The organism is Novosphingobium sp. fls2-241-R2A-195 (genome assembly GCF_030209485.1).
Taxonomy (GTDB): Bacteria; Pseudomonadota; Alphaproteobacteria; order Sphingomonadales; family Sphingomonadaceae; genus Novosphingobium; species Novosphingobium resinovorum.
Genome location: NZ_JARVRY010000052.1, coordinates 1 through 16,631 on the forward strand (window position 1 = coordinate 1; position 16,631 = coordinate 16,631).

Here is a 16,631-nt window from a genome sequence, read left to right on the forward strand (position 1 = left end):
GAAGCCAATATCCGACTGAAGTCGGAGGGGTTCCTCCTCGGAAGAGGACTCTAAATAGCAAAAAATCGTTTAGTTTATTGCCAGAATGCTACCAATAACGGGCTATCCTATCGCCGATGCAGCATGAAATCCCGACACGCCGCCGAGACCCGGACCTGGATGAGAGGAGGCTCCGATGTGAAACAGTCGCTTTACGGGGGTTGCATGGTTTCGGGTCCCAGTGAAGGGGCGAAACAGATGGAACTGGTCGATGGAGCATACACCGGAATAAGGGTCGCCACCGACGAGGTTGACGTTGGCCGCCTCAAGGTCATGCGGGCCGAGGACGCGCATGCCCAGCGTCGCGCGTTCGAGGTTGGGCACATGCGCGGTGATGCGCGCGATGATCCGCCGCGCATAGGCCTGCGCCACCTCGTCGTTCCAGCGGCCGTCGGCAGGCACCGCGATCTCACCGGCGGCGTCGCCCCGGATCGTGCGCGGCAGTTCCTGTAGCTGGATCCACAGCATCGAGGTGCCCGGCGGGCAGCGCGAGGGATCGGCGTGGGCGGGCTGGCCGACGACGATGGTGGCTTCGGCGGGAAGCAGCCCCCGATCGGCCTCGTTCACCGCGCGCGAGACGCCGTCCATGCCGGGCGTCAGGTGCAGCAGGCCGACTTTGCCGAGTTCCGGATCGGCCCATGCGGGCGGGTCGGACAAGGCGATGTGGATCTGCATGCAGGCGCGGCCGTAGCGGTAGTCGGCGGCGCGCTCCGCCGTTGCGGGCGGGACGTGCTCGGCCGGAAGCAGGCGCTGGTAGAGCTGCGTGGGCGTGACGTTGCACGCCACCCCGCGCCGGGCGGTGAAGGCGCGGCTATCGGCGAGGCGCACGCCCGTCGCACGGCCACGTTCGACCGTGACTTCCTCCACATCGGCATCGGTCAGCAGCGCGCCGCCGCCGCCTTCGATGATCGCCCGGAAGCCCGCGACGATACGGTCGCTGCCGCCTTCGACGAAGGGCAGGCCCGCCGCCTCCAGCGTGAACATGACCACCCGCGCCATCATCGCCGAAGCCGCGCTTTCCGGGCCGAGGCCGACATGCAGCACCCACGGCGCGATCAGCGCGTGGACGAGGTCCGAACCAAACCGCGCCTCCAGCCAGTCGCGTGCGGATTTCAGCGAATCGGCACCGAACGCGCTGAGCTGGTCGACGCCCTGTTTCAGCAGCGTCCTGCCCAGCAGGCTGGCGGTATCGAACGAGCGCGGTTCATTGCCCAGCAGGCCGAACAGCAGCGGTGCCTGTTCCTCTACGCCCGCCATCGCGCGCGCATGAGCCGCGCCATCTCCCGGATGCGCCGCGTCGAACGCCGCGACGTTCGCTTCGCGCGATTGGCGCAGCAGCAGCGAGCGGCCATCGGGCAGCAGCACGCCGGTCGGGATTTCCGCCTGAACCATGCGGACACCGTGGGCTTCCAGCTTAGGGGCCAGCTGCGGGTAGAACGGCGTCGTCACGAACAGCGGATAGGACATCGAGAACAGGTCATGTCGGAACCCCGGCACGGTCGCCTCCTCGGTGCGGATGCAGCCGCCCGCCACCGCCGCGCGCTCCAGAACGAGCACGCGGCGGCCCTTCGCCGTCAGTTGCGCCGCGCAAACCAGCGAGTTGATCCCGCTGCCGACGACGATGGCGTCCCAGTTGGTCTTCACGCGGGCACAGCGGTCTTGGCGGCAGGCGTCCGGATGCCTTCCGCCTCCAGCAGCGGCAACACGGTATCGCGGAAGTAGGGAAACTCTTCGGCGTAATCGACGAACGAGAGGGTGGTGCCGCCGAACCCGGCGCGGTGCAGACCGATCAGACCCTCGGCCACCTGTTCGGGCGTGCCGATGAGCGGGACGCCGCCGTGACCCATGCCCATGCGATCACGGATCAGCGCCAGCAGATCGTGCGGAAACGACTGCGCATGCGCGAACTGCAGGTTCACGAGGTTGTCGAGCGCCACCGAATCGAGCGCGTCGCCGGTGAAGTGTGCGACGTAGTCCTTCGCCTCCGCCTCGGTCGGACGGCAGACGACGTGGCTGAAGGTCAGCACCTCGACGCTGCGGTTCTGTTCGGCGGCGGCCTTGTGCAGTTCGGCGACTTCGGCGGCCGAGCGCGACAGGTCGATCGCCGGGGTGAACAGGAAGTCGGCGTTGCGCACCGCGAAGTCGCGCCCCTGCGCCGATCCGGCGGCGTTGATGATCGGTGGGCGGGCGACGACGGGCTTGGGATCGGAGTGGATCTGTTCCAGCTGGAAGTGCTTGCCCTCCCAGTCGAAGCGCCCCTCGCGCGACCACAGCGCCTGCACCACGTCGAACCATTCCTGCGCATATTCGTAGCGCGTCTCGTGATCGGCGGCGAGCTTCAGGCCGAGCGCGCGGTATTCCGGCTCGTTCCAGCCCGCGACGATGTTGAGCCCTGCGCGGCCGCCACCGATGCGGTCGATCGTGGCGATCTGCTTGGCGATGACGACGGGGTTGTTCACCGCCGTATGGATCGTGGCGAAGACGGTGATGTCGCGAGTCGAAGCGAGCAGGGCCGAGGCCCAGGTCATCGTTTCCAGCACCGAGCCGTGGAAGTCGGTCTCCCCGCCGTAGCCGATCCAGCGGGCGATCGGCAGCATGAAGTCTATCCCCGCCTCGTCGAGCATCTTCGCCAGCCTGAGATTGTTCTCCCAGCTCGCGTCCCAGCGCTCGGAAACCGTGGTGACGGACATGCCGCCCGAACAGTTGGTTGCAAAGGTGCCCAGCTTGAAGTGGCCCTCTTTCAAAATGGTGGGACGCACCATCCCTCGATCCTGTGTCATGCTACTCCCCTTCTTCGATTTCTAAATAAAAAATTATGTTAGCTTTTGATGCTTGTCCATCGCAAAAATTACAGTTAGATTTCGACTCAAGGACAAACAGGGAGTCCGAAACATGGGGCGAAGCAAGGCGTCCAGGCCGCCTGCGGGCGTGCCGGGACCGGGTGATCTCGATCAGCGCTGGCATCTCGCTTCGACACCGCACGAAGTGAATGTCACCGAACTCGAATTCGCACTGATGCGGGTTCGGGAGTCGTTCGAACGCTGGCAGGGCGAATGTTTCGCCGCCGCCAGCGGGCTGTCCGCTTCGGGCAGCGAGAACGCCCTGCTGCACACCATTCGCCTTCACGAACGCGCCAAGCCATTGAAGGAACTGGCGCGCCTGACCAACCGGGACGACGTTCCCAACATGCAGTACGCGCTGCGCAAGCTGACGAAGCTCGGATTGATCGAGCAGATCGGCAACCGCAGCAACGCGGTCTATCAGGTTACCGACAAGGGCCGCGAAGTCTCTGATCTCTATGCGGAATTGCGCCGCCGCCACCTCATCGAATTCACCGAAGTGGTGAAGGATATGGACGAACGGCTGCGCCAGACGACCCAGACGCTCAATCTGCTTTCCGGCATCTACGAACAGGCCGCGCGCGTCACCGCGACGCATCAGCGCTTTACTGACGGCCGATAGACGCTGGTTCATTCACTGACTGACACAGGCCGGAATTCCGGCGGCGCATAGTCGCGTCCAAATAGTTCATATCTAAAGATTTTAGGCTTGAAGTTGTTTTCGGGAGGCTAGCGGCACCACGTCCCGGGCACACGGGCGGGCGCCTTGGTGAAATCAGTACCAAGGGGAGTAATCGTCATGAGGACATACACCAGTATCGCCGCCCTTGTGGTGGCGACCCTATGCGGCGTCTCGCAACCGGCGCTGGCGCAGGAAGCGCAGGCGGACAGCGGCGGGCTCGGCGGCGAGATCGTCGTCACCGCGCAGAAGCGCGAGCAGAAGCTGCAGGACGTCGGCATCGCCATCACCGCCTATTCGGGCGAGCAGCTGCGCACGCTCAACGTCACCGACAGCCGCGATCTCGCGGCGTTCTCGCCAGGCGTGCATACCGGCGGCAACATCGCCGGGCAGAACACCCAGTTCACCATTCGCGGCGTGACGCAGAACGATTTCAACGACATCGTCGAGGCACCCAACGCGGTCTATCTCGACGAAGGCTACATCGCGATCGCGCAGGGGCAGACTTTCGCGACCTTCGACATCGACCGTGTCGAAGTGCTGAAGGGCCCGCAGGGCACGCTGTTCGGCCGCAACGCGACGGGTGGCCTCGTCCACTTCGTCAGCACCAAGCCGAGCCTGACCGAGACCACCGGCTACGTCGACGTGAAGGGCGGCATCTACGATTCCGTCGGCTCGCCGATGATGTTCCACGGCGAGGCTGCGCTCAACGTGCCGCTGTCCACCACGCTGGCGGTGCGCGGCGCGGTGATGTGGAATAAGAGCGACGCGCTGCTGCGCAACCGCTATCCTTCGGGCGCGGTGGGCGGATCGCCGGGTGCCGGAGCGGGCGCGAACCTGGGTGACGACGATACGCTGGCAGGCCGCTTGACGGTGCTGTTCGAGCCGACCGATACTGCCCGCTTCACGCTTTCGGGCAACGCCGCGCGCAGCCGCATGTCAACCGCGCCGTACCAGAGCAAGTCCACCATCGGCGTCTTCAATGCCGACGGCGAACTGATCGACGTGCGCAATGCCGCCGCCGACGAAACCCGCGCGACGATCGGCGCGAACGGGCAGGACATGGGCTCCGACACCGACAACAACGGCGTATTCGGCGACAGCTATGGCCGTCCCGTCGCAGGCGGTGACTTCTTCGGGTACATCGACCCGGACGGGAAGGACTTCGCCACCTCCAGCGACTTCGCGTTCAAGGATCACAACCACGTCAAGACGCAAGGCTTGAACCTGACGGCCGAGTTCGACCTGTCGGATGCGGTCAGCCTGACTTCGGTGTCGGACTACAAGCACTTCGAGAAGCTGCTGTTCGTTGACGTCGATGCCGGGCCGCGCAATCAGGCGGCGAACTATGCGGGCGTGAATGCCAACACCTATTCGCAGGAACTGCGCCTCAACGGCTCTACCGACAGCCTGAACTGGGTGGCGGGCGGCTTCTACCTGCACATCGACAACCACTCGCTCAACGGCCTCAAGTTCCCGGTCGGCAGCGTGGTGCCGGGTGCGCCGATGGACCTTGGCGTCGATGCGCGGCTCAAGACCGACTCCTATTCCGCCTTCGGTCAGGTGGAATGGAAGTTCGCGCCCAAGCTGACGATGATCCTGGGCGGCCGCGTGATCCGCGAACAGAAGGACTACGCCTTCTTTCAGGGCATCTGGAGCACGCCGGATTCGCGCAAGGTCCACACCGGCACGCCCATCGTGATCGGCCCCGACAACGGCGCCCCTTACACCGACAAGCGCGGTCAGACGCTGTGGGCGGGCAAGGCGCAGATCGAGTACCGCCCCGACAGCGACCTGATGCTCTACTTCGGCGTCAATCGCGGCGTGAAGGCGGGCAGCTACAACGCGCAACTGGCGGGCGGCCTTGCCGTGCCGACGAGCGCGATCCCCTACAAGGGCGAGACGCTGACCAGCTACGAAGGCGGCTTCAAGTACACGTTCCCGGACGGCCGCTCGCGCTTCAACGTCTCGGCCTATTACTACGATTACAAGGACTACCAGGCGTTCCTGTTCACCGGCGTCTCGGGCGTGGTCATCAATGCCGATGCGCGCACTTACGGGATCGAGGCGGAAGTGTTCACGCAGCCGCTCGACGGACTGGACACCGGCCTTTCCGTCTCGTGGTTCGACGCCAAGGTCAAGGATGTGCCGCTGCGCGTGGACGGCCCGATCGTGCGCGACGTGGAGCCGGTCTACGCCCCGCACCTGCAGGCCACCGGCATCATCCGCTACGGCTTCGACGCGCTGGGCGGGCGCATGTCGGTGGGCGGCGATGCGCAGTACACCAGCAGCTTCTACTACAACCTGCGCAACTTCTCGGCCGACAAGTTCGGCGGCTACGTGATGGTCAACGCCAGCGTGAACTGGAAGCTGGACCCGTGGGACATCACGTTCGCGGTGCGCAACCTGACCGACGCGCGCGCGGGCGTGCAGGGCTTCGACCTCGCGACGTTCTGCGGCTGCAACGAAGTGTCGTACAAGCCGCCGCGGATGTTCCAGATCGGCGCGCGCTACTCGTTCTGATCGACCTCAACGGATCGTCATTGCGAGCGGCGAAGCCGCGAAGCAATCCAGGGCAGTTTTACGCCGCCCTGGATTGCTTCGCTACGCTCGCAATGACGAAGGTATGGGTATGGGATGAAACGGGCGCTTCCCAAGCAGGAGGCGCCCATTTTTGCGTTTCAGCGACGGCGCAGCGTCTGCGAGGGCGTTTCGCCGAACAACTGGCGGTATTGCCCGGCGAAGCGGCCGAATTCGAAGAAGCCCCAGCGGCTGGCGACGGCGGAAACCGTAACACCCTCGCTAGCGGAGAGCAGGTCGTCGCGCACGCGGCGCAGGCGCACCGTGCGCAGGTGCGCCATCGGCGAGGTGTCGCGGAACCGGCGGAACCCGTCGAACAGGGCGCGGCCGCTGACGCCGCTCGCCTTCACCAGATCCTCGATGCCGATGGGATCGGCGGCGTGGTCCTCGATGAAGGTCTCGACCAGCCGGACATGGCGCGGCGCCACGGTGCAGGCGCGCGAGTGCAGGCTGTCCGAATAGTTGTGAACCTGTCCTTCGAGCAGGCTGGTCAGAAGCGCCGTCTCAAGCAGTTCGAGGCTGACCGCATTGGCGCCGCTGCGCCCCTGATGCTCGACATGGCTGATGAGCAGTTGCACGAAGGGCCACCAGTTGGCGCCGGGGCCGTCCTTCGGAATGGCGAGGCGGAAGTTCAGCGGTTCGCGCAAGGGGCGGCCGAGCATCGCGGACAACTGCTGCTCCAGCGCGGCGCGCTCGATGCGCACCATCAGCTTGGCGCAATCGGCGGACCAGCGCATCGCCACCTGCTCGGTCGGGTTGAGAATCGTGCCGAGTTCGCCGTGCGCGGCCACCAGCCGTCCGCCCGCCTCGACTTCCGCCTTGCCCGAATAAGGCAGCATCAACAGATAGAAGTCGCTTAGCCGCGACGGCTCCACACGCACGTCGGCGCCGTAGCTCATCGCGCTCAGCGTGGTGCGCTTGAGCCGCACCGCGTTCTGCCACGCATCGACCCGCCCGCCGCGTTCGCACGGCGTCAGGCGATGTTCGCAATAGATCCGAGCGACCGTGTCGCGTGCATCGTCGACATCGGTCGACGCGAACAGGCGATGGCCGCTCAGCGGGCGGAATGTCCCGTCCAGCATGAGCCTGTGCTCCCCGTCATGGTCGGGCTTTCGGCCCGTCATCGTTATGGCGAAAGTACATCACGGAATGCTGCCATCTGCAACCATTCCATCGGACAATGAGTCCCGCTTGAGGACCGCAACCATGCGCAAAGTGCAGCGCCTGTGCGCGCGGCGCTGCAAAACGCGCGGCAGGCGCTGCGATGCCTTCCCCGCGCCCGCCGCCGGTATCAGACCGGCGGCATCAAAGTATGGCAAGGACGATTGACATGAAGGGTATCGCAGGCAGGACAGTCATCATCACCGGCGGGGCGGCAAGCATCGGCAAGGTGCTGACCCGGCGCTTTCACGAAGAAGGTGCGAACGTGGTGATCGCCGCGCGCTCGGGCGCTCCAGCCGAGGAACTGGCGAGCGAACTGGGCACGCGGGCGCTGGCGGTGGAAACCGACATTCGCGATGACGCTGCGCTTTCGGCGCTGGTGGCGCGCACGGTGGAGGCGTTCGGCGGTATCGACTGCATCGTCAACAACGCCTGCTCCTACGTCGACAACGGCGCGGCATCGAGCAGGGCCGAGTGGCTGGAGACGCTCGACGTCAATCTGGTCAGCGGGGGGATCCTGGTGGAGATGGCGCGGCCTCATCTGGCGAAGAATCGCGGCAGCGTGGTCAACATGGCCAGCATCAGCAGCCATGCCGCGCAGGCCGGCCGCTGGACCTATCCGGTGTCCAAGGCGGGCATCCTCCACCTGACCAAGCAGCAGGCGCTGGACTATGCGCCGCACGGTATCCGCGTGAATGCGGTGGTGGCGGGCTGGACATGGTCTGACCCGATCGCGGGGCTTTCGTGCGGCGATCTGGCGAAGGCCGATGCGGTGGCGTCCGAGTTCCACCTGCTCGGGCGTCTCGGGCGGCCCGAAGAAGTGGCGGACGGCGCGCTGTTCCTGTGTTCGGACCATGCCAGCTTCACCACCGGATCCGAACTGCGGGTGGAGGGCGGCTATCTGGCGATGGGGCCAGAGCAGGCCGGACCTGCCATCGCCAAGCTGACCGGCGGCTCGGGCAGCGTCATCTGATTTCGGCACTGGCCGAATGGCGGCTGCACTGGCTGCATAGAGCCCGCGCGGCCGCCCTGCCTATCCTGTGGTCATTCGATCAATCACAGGAAAAGGCTGGGCAAGATGACCAAGATCGGCATCGTGGGAGCAGGACAGGCAGGGTTGCAGCTGGGCATCGGGCTGCTGGACGGCGGCCATCAGGTGGCCATGCTCTCCAACCTCACCGGCGAGCAGATCGCGGCCGGGCGCGTCACGTCGAGCCAGTGCATGTTCGACACCGCCCGATCGCACGAGAGGGCGCTGGGCCTCGCGTTCTGGGATGAGGCCTGCCCGCCGGTGGAGGGCATCGGCTTTGCGCTGGCGGGAGAAGGGCCGGACAAGCTGCTCGACTGGTCGGCGCGGCTCGATACGCCCGCGCAGTCGGTGGACCAGCGCGTGAAGATGCCGCGCTGGATGGACGAGTTCGAGGCGCGCGGCGGCGAACTGCGCATCGTCGATGCCGGGATCGCCGAACTGGAAAACCTCGCGCGCGAATGCGATCTCGTGCTCGTCGCCTCGGGCAAGGGCGAAGTCGGGCGGCTGTTCGAGAGGGACGCGGAAAAGTCCCCCTTCGACAGGCCGATGCGCAGCCTCGCGCTCACCTATGTTCACGGCATGCGCCCGCGTGAGGAATACAGCGCCGTCAACTTCAACCTGATCCCGGGCATCGGCGAATACTTCGTGTTCCCTGCGCTGACGCTGAGCGGCCCGTGCGAGATCATGGTCTTCGAGGCGATCCCCGGCGGCCCGATGGACTTATGGAGCGCCGGGGCCAGCCCCGAAGAGCATCTGGAAATCAGCCAGCACATCCTCAAGCGTTTCCTGCCCTGGGAATACGAGCGCAGCCGCGATTGCACGCTGACCGATGATCTCGGTGCGCTTTGCGGGCGCTTCCCGCCGACGGTGCGCAAGCCGGTGCTGACGCTGCCCTCGGGCGCGAAGGCGCTGGGCGTGGGCGATGCGGTCTGCCTCAACGATCCGATCACCGGTCAGGGTGCCAACAACGCCGCCAAGTGCGCCGCATCCTACCTCGCCTCGATCCAGGAGAACGAGGGCAAGGCTTTCGACGCGGCGTGGATGCAGCGCACCTTCGATCGCTACTGGGATTATGCCCGCGATGTGGTCGCATGGACCAACGGCATGCTGCAGCCCCCGCCGCAGCATATGGTCCAATTGCTCGGCGCGGCCGGAGCGCAGCCGCGCGTGGCGCACTGGTTCGCCAACAACTTCGACGATCCGCGGGGGTTCTTTCCGACCATCGCCGACCCGGCGCTGACCGCGGCTTTCCTCGCGGAAACGGTGTGAGCCATGGACCGTATCGAACTGCGCCGCACCTTCGGCCGCTTCGCCACCGGCGTCACCATCGTCACCTGCGAGCGTGACGGCGCGGTCCACGGGATGACCGCGAACAGCTTCACCTCGGTATCGCTCGACCCCGCCTTGGTGCTTGTCAGCATCGGCAATAACGCACGCATGGCCGCCATGCTGCGCGAGGGTGGGCAGTTCGGCCTCAACATCCTGGGTGCAGAGCAGCAGGGGCTGTCCAACCACTTCGCCGGACGGCCGGGGGAGGCCGACATCCCCTTCACCCGTCACGGCGCCGTGCCGCTGATCGAGGGGGCGCTGGCCCATCTCGTCTGCACCTTGCGCGACGTCTTCCCCGCCGGGGACCACGGCCTGTTCGTCGGCGAAGTGCTGCACCACGCACAGCACGGCGGCGCTGAGGAGGAACCACTGCTCTTCTACGGCGGACAATACCGGCAGATCGACCGGGCCGCCTGACCAGACACTCAAAACAACGACAGGGAAAGATCATGACCATGAGGACGATGAAGACTGCGCTGAACCTGGCTCTGGCCGCAGGCGCACTGGCCGCCCATCCGGCGCTTGCGACCGAAGCGGGCGGCGGCGTTTACCCCAACGGCGCCGAGGGCTATTCCGGAGCCGCCCTGCCCCCGCCCGGTACGTACCTGCTCGGCTACGTCGAGCACTACGATGCCGACCACTTCAACGACGACAACGGCGATTCCGGTCAGTTGCCAGACTTCCACGCCCGCGCCGACGCTACGATCGCGCGCATCGTCCACGTCACCGACAAACGCATCCTCGGCGCGAGCTGGGCAATGCAGGCGATCGTGCCGGTGGTGAACCTGCGCGTCGGCGCGGCGGGCATGGCGGACGAGACGACCGGCATCGGCGACATCATCGTCGATCCGGTCATGCTCGGCTGGCACTTCCCGAGCGGCATCCACATCACCACGGGCGTCGACGTGACGGTGCCGGTGGGCCGCTACAACCCACGCAAGCTGTCGAACATCGGCCGCAATTACTGGAGCGTCGAACCTGTCGTCGCCTTCGCCTATTACGGCAAGAGCGGCTTCTCCGCCGATCTCAAGCTGATGTACGACATGAATTTCCGCAATACGAACGCGATGGTCACGCCATTCAACCCGACCGGCGCCGATTACCGGTCAGGCGACGAGTTCCACGCGGACTTCGCGGTGGGCCAGCAGATCGGCAAGCTGAAGCTGGGCGCGGCAGGCTACTTCTACACCCAGACGAGCGATGATAAGGTTTCCGACGGGGGCGCGCAGGCCACCATCGACGCGCTGCGCGGCTTTCGCGGCAAGGTCTTCGCGGCGGGGCCGTCGATCAGCTATCAGGTCGGCAAGGCACAGATCATCGGCACCTGGCAGCATGAATTCCATGCCGAGTACCGACCGCAGGGCGAACGGCTTTGGCTGAAGATGGTCCTGCCACTCTGATCGGAACCAAGAGAAATAAGGTGAGAGCTTAAAGGAATGCAAAATGGCGGTTTGAAAGACGAAAAGGAGCGCATAGCCGAACGGCTGGTTGCCATCCCCGCCTGGCAACCTTTGGCAGAACTGGCCCTTGGCGGCTTACCACCCGCGATGGCGGACAAACCGTTTCGACCGGAGGAGCCCTCTCGCCTTCAAGACTTAGCCTTGTCGAGCGACATTCGCACGTCGAGACCCATTGAACGGCCCTTTCATTCAGGCACCCGTCCTTTGAATACGACAACTTCGGTCGACGAAGAGGCTGCCCTGCCCCAGCTCTCGCACGACTCTCAAGACCTTGTGCAGCATCTGACCACGCATGGTCAGTTCGTAGGCCCGCACCTCCGAACGAGAATACATCACCATTTCCATGAGCGCGAGCGCCTGCAATTCGGTCAGCCGCAGCGTCAGCATTTTCGCGCTTAAGGCTACCCGCAAACAGGTGCTGATCGCGTTCCAATCAATCCCGGTGGATACACTGAAAGCAGCGATCGCAGAGGCTGAGAACCAAGTGTCCAGGAACGGGTGCACCACCGACCTTACCGGCTCGGGCAACATCCATTTCACACATATCCCGGCCGGTTATTTTGCCGTTGATCCGCAAAGGGTTACTTAGTTCAGAGGCGGGGGCGTCTGGTTTGACGATGGTCGGATCAACGGGCAGACCGTCAATCTGCGGCTTGCTTCGACATCCTCGTTGTCGCAGCCCAGGCTCAAATCGGAACCCAAAGGACGAATACCGAGGCGAAGGTCGAGGGCTGCGGCAAGATGGGAACTGGCCAATGACCTGGCTCAATCCCTGAATCGTTCGGAAGGGCGCGGTGACCTCGATCGAGCGACGTCAGCACCAACATCCCCTCACCGATTTTCACGCCATCACATTCCGGATTGGCCACGAGTGGTTCCGATATCCCGCTCCCATGCTGCCGATAATCGATGGTGACCGGGTGGTCGTAGTGGGGTGGAAAGTCAAATCCGACATCTTCTCTGGCTGCTTGAGGTTTTGACGGTAGAGATCGGATCATCCCTGATCTTCAATGCGATCGCGTGGCATGAAGGGTATCATCTGGCCGGACGCTATCTGCCGCCCAACTCGGTGAATGAAGCCCGCAAACCATAGCCGTCAACGCAAATCTTCAGAGGCAGCAGTTCCGCGCCACCCCCGAAAGCACCTTCATGCGCACACCGGATTCGCCGACGAGTTTGGGGTTGGTCCGCGTGATCGCCAAGATTACCAGCGTCGTGCCTGCGCGGCTTCGCCCGATCATCGCCCATCCCGCGATCGGAACACGGTCCATTGCAGCCCCGACACCGGACCGCATCGATCTGGCGCAAACCCGCTTATGGATAAGGGACGGTCGCAAGATCGAGATCGACTACCTCGACCAGCACGGCGCCAACACGGTGCGCATGATCTGGCCAATCATCCTGGGCTTTCTTGACGACACCCGCATGCTCGCAGCCTGGTGCGAGCTGCGTCAGGATTTCCGCCACTTTCGCGCTGATCGCATAATGGCGGCCAGATTTGTCGACGAACGCTACGACAGTCGGCCTGGAACGCTCCGCCAGCGGTGGAAACGGGATATGGAGAAGAGGCGAAATCTCGAGGGTAAAAGTTGAACCCTTCGAATGGCGTCACTCGCGACGCCCAGCTCTCATTCTGTCGTCGAACAAATCCCGCCTTTCAGATCACAAACTTCGTGACCCGATTGCAGAACGTCCATTATTCCAGCGGTGTCCGTCCTGATCAGCCTCTTATCGCGCGAGCCAAATGATGCAGTAACTGCAGGCGGCACTTTTAGCGCTATGCGTGATCGATGCTGCCATCACAGAGGGGATCTCCCTCCAGTTCGCCGATCGCTTCATTTCAGCATCTCCGCTTTTAAGCATCAGGCTGGCTCCCGGCGAAGCATGTACTTGAAATCGCGAGATCCTTGATGTCATCCTTCCATGACAGTTCATACGTGACGAGGAAGCCGTCATGGTCAGATAGGCTTGGGCCGCTTGGCCCTCCATCGAACATCGCTTCGACCCGAACAGGTCGTATGGATACTGCATCGCCATTCCAGAAAAACTGCAAATCCTGCGTATCCATCCATGGTTCGTCACCGTCCCATGACATGCGTACATCGCAGCCAGATTGCGGATCCGCACAGATACGATGGACCAGTCTTAAATCCTGATATCGTGAGAAACCTTCCCAGCGCGGCTCGGAATGACGCATGTTAAAGTCGCCGCCAAAGATCAACGGGAAGGCATCGTCATGTGTATTGTTGATGAATTGCGAAGCCTCCTGCGCCTGACGATCATGGGCTTCAAGGTTCCGCTCTGCAGGAGCCCCCGAGGCCCCGCGTGAATTCATATGCGTGTCGTAAATATCGATGGGGGTCGGAACGCCCGGGATCGAAATCTGCGCCAGCATGATCCCCTTGTTCGCCAGGCAGTCCAATCCCGCGCACGAGCGACGCCCATACGCCTGCTTGCGCACTTGGGTGATCGGATATCGTGAAGCCACGGCGAGCCCGCTCCCGGACAGATGGATGCCTATCTCCCCTCGCTTGATATGGGATCGACCCGGTAAAGGCTCCTTGTTGGAATTGCCTGGAGCCGAGGTGCGATGCGGACCAGAGGCAATTGCAGGATAACCGCTGTCGGCAATCGCACGCTTGGCCGCCCCGCTGAACATTTCCTGGAACAGGACGACGTCGGGCGCTCGACCTTCGGTCCGCAACTCGGCCAACCGCTGGGCTATCTTACGCAAGTATATCGCTCGGCCAGACCGGGCCGGAAAACCCAAGCCCTCGATATTGTACGTCAGGACGGACAGAGTGGTAGACTTCCTGTCATCATCAATTGTCTGCAAGACGGGCGCGCTTGTCGATGAGCAGGAAAGTTCCCGGTATGGCGAGGGAGTAGCGCATGCGGCAAGACTCGCTGCTGCGAAGATTGTGAGCGGCATTCGTGATACGGCCAGCATGCTACCCCCGGGCTTTCCGCAAAAACAAGCGCCAATTCATCGCGAGATCATCATAGCGCCATTCGCGAGTCAACGAAGGCGGGAAGGCCAAACACACGCTGAAAACTGTGAGTAAAGCATGAGCGCCCCTTCCCCCCGACCGTTCCGCCGAAGATTTCTCATTCCTAGGCTCAGGAGCTATTAAAATATCTGCAGAGCAGAGGATCGGTTGATTCAATCGTGGCGTGAGGAGGCATTGCCCTGATGCTCGACGCCTTGCCTCAGGCCAAAGCCCTGCTCGGCGACTGAGGCTATGATGCCGACTGGTTCCGCAAGGCGCTCGCGGAGCGCGACATCACCGCCTGCGTCCCGTCAAAGAGGAAGCGAAAGGTCCCGATAACACACGATACCGTGCTCTATCGCCAACGCCGCAGAATCGAGAACATGTTCGCCAGGCTCCCGGATTGGCGCCGCATCCATACCCGCTACGACCAATGCGCGCGCACCATCATGTCCGCCATCTGCATTGCCGCAACCATCATCTTCTGGATCAATCAATCAGTCCTGAGCCTAGATAGCCGTCGCAAAGTCCTCGTTTTTTCATGTCGCGGCATACCGATTGCTCAGTCATCCCACCATCAGTGCTTCTCAGGTCCCAGACATCCTAAACTGCATGCCCTATAGATGGCATGTCGCCGATTGACCGCATCCAATTTGGTGCAAGCATTGCGCATGTGAAATCGTACCGTGGAATGACTGATATGCAACGCTTCCGCGATACCGTCATCCGTGTTGCCCTTCGCACATAGCATGAGTACGTCATGCTCACGCGGCGATAGGGCGGGCGTTGCGCAAATGAGTTTCGACTCCATAGATTGCCTCCTCCATTCAATCAGAGACATTCTTATCCGTCCGTCCAACCAGGCCTTTTGAACCAACGACAACCACCCTGGTGTCACGCCGCGGCGTATCCTCCATCGACGTGGATCGCATCGCCGTGGATATAGCGGGCCGCTGGCGATGCAAGGAAGGCCACGGCCTCTGCCACTTCGACAGGTTCCACGAACCGGCCAAGCGGATTGGAGGCCGCCACCCCGGCCCGCAGCGTCTCGACAGGTGTGCCGCCGGTGATGCGCGAATAAGTGGCAAGAATATCATCCATCATCGCGGATTCAACGACGCCCGGATGCACGGAATTGACTCGGATCGGGTGCTTCAACGCGGCGAATTCCACCGCCGCGACCCGTGTGAGCATCCGCGCCGCTGCCTTGCTGACGCAATAGGCCGCGCTGAATGCCGAAGGGCGATCCGACGCGCCCGAGCACAAGTTGACGATCGCCGCGCCGCCCTCACGGCGCCCGCCACTGCGCGCCAGCAGTGCAGAGGCCAATTTGAGGCCCAAGAACACGCCTTCCACGTTCACTTGCTGGCAACGGCGCCAGTCCTCCAGCGTCATCGCGTCGATGCGCTCCATCGGTGCGATCCCGGCGTTGTTGACGAGGATGTCCAGCGCGCCGTGGCGGCTTTCGATGGCGGCAAGCGTCTGCGTCCAGCTGCCCTCGCTGGTAACATCCAGCGGCAGGAAGCCGTCGGCAGCCCCTTCCGGCGCGCGCAGGTCGGACCGTAGTACCGTGGCGCCGCGCGCCTCCAGCAGCGTGCATACGGCGGAACCGATATCGCCGTTTGCGCCGGTTACCAGCGCGATGGCGCCGTCCAGCCGAATCTTGTCCATTATCAGGCCTTTGCGAAAGAGTAGACGGGGTCGGCCGAGCCACGCGTTCCATGCAGGTCCAGTGCGGCGTACATGCCGCCGGTCATATCCCGCGTGCTGGGTTCGGCGCGCAGCCAGTCGAGCACGAATGTCCGTTCGGCAATGCGCCATTGCCCGTCGCGCCGCTCGAACCGGTCGATGTATCGCCCGCCGGTCAACGTATCGGTCTTATCTTCCCCGCGCGAAGTGGACACCGCGATGACATAAGTTTCACCCACCGCGCCATCGCCTTCCACTTTGATCCACTGGTTGGCGATGGAGTGAAATGTTTGCTCGTAATCCGCTTCCACCACAGCGCAGATTTCCGTCGCGAACGTCGGCCCGTCACCGTTGAAGGCGCCGCTGACGACAGTGCTGTCGGGATGGAAGACCGTGCCCAGCAAAGCGGCATCAGCGCGATCAACGCCACGACAATAAGCCATCGTCAGGTCCGCGATCTGCTGGCGCGAGATCACCGCGTCGATAGTGCTGTTATCATACGTCATCGTTCCCACTCCTCTCGTGGTGATTTTAGCGGTCGCTTGGGCAAGCAGGGCGATACCGGGATCGGCGCTGCCGTGGCCGCCTGAAGGGACATGGTTCTCAAGCGGCCCCAGCCCGGGGATCGCCAGCCCTCCGGTCCAGTTGATGCTGGTGTCCAGCACATATGTCCGATCATTCATCCGCCACTGCCCGTCGCGCCGCTCATGCCGGTCCAGATAGCGACCGCAGATCAGGTGTTGCGTGGCCGGTCCATCTTCGCCCGCGCTGGAGGCGTAAGAGCCTGATCAGAAAATAAGTTGAGTGGTATCAGCAGGTTAGCTTGACGCTTTG

15 protein-coding genes and 1 pseudogene are annotated in these 16,631 nt (G+C 63.4%); 8 read left to right on the top strand and 8 right to left on the bottom strand.

The features are described 5' to 3' along the window. Window positions 1-102: 102 nt before the first annotated feature. Entirely contained in the window at window positions 103-1,683 is a 1,581-nt protein-coding gene (locus tag QRN25_RS25975; protein WP_285022421.1) for a phytoene desaturase family protein, read from the bottom strand. Continuing rightward, the gene (locus tag QRN25_RS25980; RefSeq protein ID WP_285022423.1) at window positions 1,680-2,819 is read right to left on the bottom strand and encodes an LLM class flavin-dependent oxidoreductase; all 1,140 of its coding nucleotides are present in this window, start codon (window positions 2,817-2,819) and stop codon (window positions 1,680-1,682) included. The genes QRN25_RS25975 and QRN25_RS25980 overlap by 4 nt, the downstream gene beginning before the upstream one ends. A gap of 112 nt (window positions 2,820-2,931) precedes the next feature. On the opposite strand from QRN25_RS25980, the gene QRN25_RS25985 reads away from it, so the two are divergent. Beyond that, window positions 2,932-3,501, top strand: coding sequence for a winged helix DNA-binding protein (locus QRN25_RS25985; RefSeq protein ID WP_285022424.1), 570 nt, complete (start codon window positions 2,932-2,934; stop codon window positions 3,499-3,501). Window positions 3,502-3,678: 177 nt separating this feature from the next. Next, window positions 3,679-6,081 (top strand): TonB-dependent receptor, encoded by a 2,403-nt coding sequence (locus QRN25_RS25990; protein ID WP_285022425.1) that lies wholly within the window; start codon window positions 3,679-3,681, stop codon window positions 6,079-6,081. A 158-nt stretch (window positions 6,082-6,239) separates the two neighbouring features. On the opposite strand, the gene QRN25_RS25995 is transcribed toward QRN25_RS25990, so the two are convergent. Beyond that, entirely contained in the window at window positions 6,240-7,220 is a 981-nt protein-coding gene (locus QRN25_RS25995) for an AraC family transcriptional regulator (RefSeq protein ID WP_285022426.1), read from the bottom strand. A gap of 248 nt (window positions 7,221-7,468) precedes the next feature. On the opposite strand from QRN25_RS25995, the gene QRN25_RS26000 reads away from it, so the two are divergent. From QRN25_RS26000 to QRN25_RS26015, 4 genes are all read left to right on the top strand, one after another. Next, window positions 7,469-8,272: an SDR family oxidoreductase gene (locus QRN25_RS26000; protein ID WP_285022427.1), complete on the top strand. Its 804-nt coding sequence runs from the start codon at window positions 7,469-7,471 to the stop codon at window positions 8,270-8,272. A gap of 105 nt (window positions 8,273-8,377) precedes the next feature. Beyond that, complete coding sequence (locus tag QRN25_RS26005; protein WP_285022429.1) at window positions 8,378-9,598, top strand: styrene monooxygenase/indole monooxygenase family protein; 1,221 nt, start codon at window positions 8,378-8,380, stop codon at window positions 9,596-9,598. A gap of 3 nt (window positions 9,599-9,601) precedes the next feature. After that, complete coding sequence (locus tag QRN25_RS26010; RefSeq protein ID WP_285022431.1) at window positions 9,602-10,075, top strand: flavin reductase family protein; 474 nt, start codon at window positions 9,602-9,604, stop codon at window positions 10,073-10,075. Between the two features lie 32 nt (window positions 10,076-10,107). Beyond that, entirely contained in the window at window positions 10,108-11,058 is a 951-nt protein-coding gene (locus QRN25_RS26015) for a SphA family protein (protein ID WP_285022432.1), read from the top strand. Window positions 11,059-11,307: 249 nt separating this feature from the next. Here QRN25_RS26015 and QRN25_RS26020 read toward each other — a convergent pair whose 3' ends face one another. Then, window positions 11,308-11,649 (bottom strand): winged helix-turn-helix transcriptional regulator, encoded by a 342-nt coding sequence (locus QRN25_RS26020; protein ID WP_285022433.1) that lies wholly within the window; start codon window positions 11,647-11,649, stop codon window positions 11,308-11,310. 660 nt (window positions 11,650-12,309) lie between these two features. Between QRN25_RS26020 and QRN25_RS26025 the strand changes: the two genes are divergently transcribed. After that, window positions 12,310-12,711 (top strand): helix-turn-helix transcriptional regulator, encoded by a 402-nt coding sequence (locus QRN25_RS26025; RefSeq protein WP_285022435.1) that lies wholly within the window; start codon window positions 12,310-12,312, stop codon window positions 12,709-12,711. A gap of 262 nt (window positions 12,712-12,973) precedes the next feature. Here the strand turns inward: QRN25_RS26025 and QRN25_RS26030 are convergent, their stop codons facing one another. Continuing rightward, window positions 12,974-14,068 (bottom strand): endonuclease/exonuclease/phosphatase family protein, encoded by a 1,095-nt coding sequence (locus QRN25_RS26030; RefSeq protein ID WP_350224273.1) that lies wholly within the window; start codon window positions 14,066-14,068, stop codon window positions 12,974-12,976. Between the two features lie 300 nt (window positions 14,069-14,368). Here QRN25_RS26030 and QRN25_RS26425 point away from each other — a divergent pair. Continuing rightward, a pseudogene (locus QRN25_RS26425) lies at window positions 14,369-14,731 on the top strand (transposase); the annotation flags it as partial. On the opposite strand, the gene QRN25_RS26035 reads toward QRN25_RS26425, so the two are convergent. Genes QRN25_RS26035 through QRN25_RS26045 form a run of 3 tightly spaced genes read right to left on the bottom strand, consistent with a single transcriptional unit; the run spans window position 14,686 to window position 16,462 of the window. Further along, a complete protein-coding gene (locus tag QRN25_RS26035) occupies window positions 14,686-14,949 on the bottom strand; it encodes a helix-turn-helix domain-containing protein (RefSeq protein WP_350224274.1) in 264 nt (87 codons plus the stop codon). The pseudogene QRN25_RS26425 and the gene QRN25_RS26035 sit on opposite strands and share 46 nt — an antisense overlap. A gap of 53 nt (window positions 14,950-15,002) precedes the next feature. Continuing rightward, complete coding sequence (locus tag QRN25_RS26040) at window positions 15,003-15,779, bottom strand: SDR family NAD(P)-dependent oxidoreductase (protein ID WP_285022437.1); 777 nt, start codon at window positions 15,777-15,779, stop codon at window positions 15,003-15,005. Window positions 15,780-15,781: 2 nt separating this feature from the next. Next, on the bottom strand, window positions 15,782-16,462 hold the full coding sequence (locus QRN25_RS26045; RefSeq protein ID WP_285022438.1) for a nuclear transport factor 2 family protein: 681 nt from the start codon (window positions 16,460-16,462) through the stop codon (window positions 15,782-15,784). Window positions 16,463-16,631 lie beyond the last annotated feature (169 nt).